Raw genomic sequence first — 711 nt, 5'->3', positions numbered from 1 at the left:
TACTTGGACAACTCGATCGGCCCGTCATAGCCCATGCTTTGCAGTTTGCGTGGCGGGTACTTGATGTAGGTCTGCATCAGCTTGTTGATCGCCTGGCTGATCGGCACCATGGTCCAGGTGCGCTCAGTGACGTTACTCATGAAGATGTCGTAGCGCTCCTGTGGATCTTGCAGCAAGTCAAAGACTTGCGGCACTGTCGCCACGTACTTCGACTCCCCTTTCCAGCCCAGGTTGGTATCCACGGCCAGGCCGCCGGTCGGCACGCCATTGTCGCCACGCAGGTTGAACACGGCCTTGTAGTTGCCTACGCGGGCCGCACCAGGGGACAACTCGTTTTCGGTGAAGTAGAACCACTCTTTACGTGGATCGGGACCCGTGCCGGTGATTACCGGGGTCATGTCGTAGCTGTCGAAATAGATTGGCTGACCTTCGCGATCCTTCTCCGGCAACTTGATGCCGGCCACCGAGGCGAAAGTTGCCATCAGATCGAGCCCGCCGAGAATGTCGTGGTTCTTGGCATTGGGCTTGATTTTTCCGGGCCAGGTCATGATTGCAGGGACCCGGTTACCGCCCTCGCGCACGGTGCCTTTGGTGCCACGAAATGGTGTGTAGCCGGCGTCCGGGTAAACATCCTGCCAGGCGCCGTTATCGGTGGTGTAGACCACCAGCGTATTCTTATCCAGGCCCAGCGCCTTGAGCTTGTCCATGATA

At 58.2% G+C, this 711-nt stretch carries 1 protein-coding gene; it reads right to left on the bottom strand.

Going from position 1 to position 711, the window contains the following annotated elements; all coding sequences use genetic code 11:
• On the bottom strand, nt 1–711 hold a 711-nt coding region (locus ACM6IT_RS25840; protein WP_414918966.1), incomplete at both ends, for a sulfatase-like hydrolase/transferase.

Origin of the sequence: Pseudomonas sp. IT-P4 (genome assembly GCF_949767755.1) — a bacterium.
GTDB lineage: Bacteria > Pseudomonadota > Gammaproteobacteria > Pseudomonadales > Pseudomonadaceae > Aquipseudomonas > Aquipseudomonas monachiensis.
This window is presented reverse-complemented; position numbering and strand designations above follow the sequence as displayed.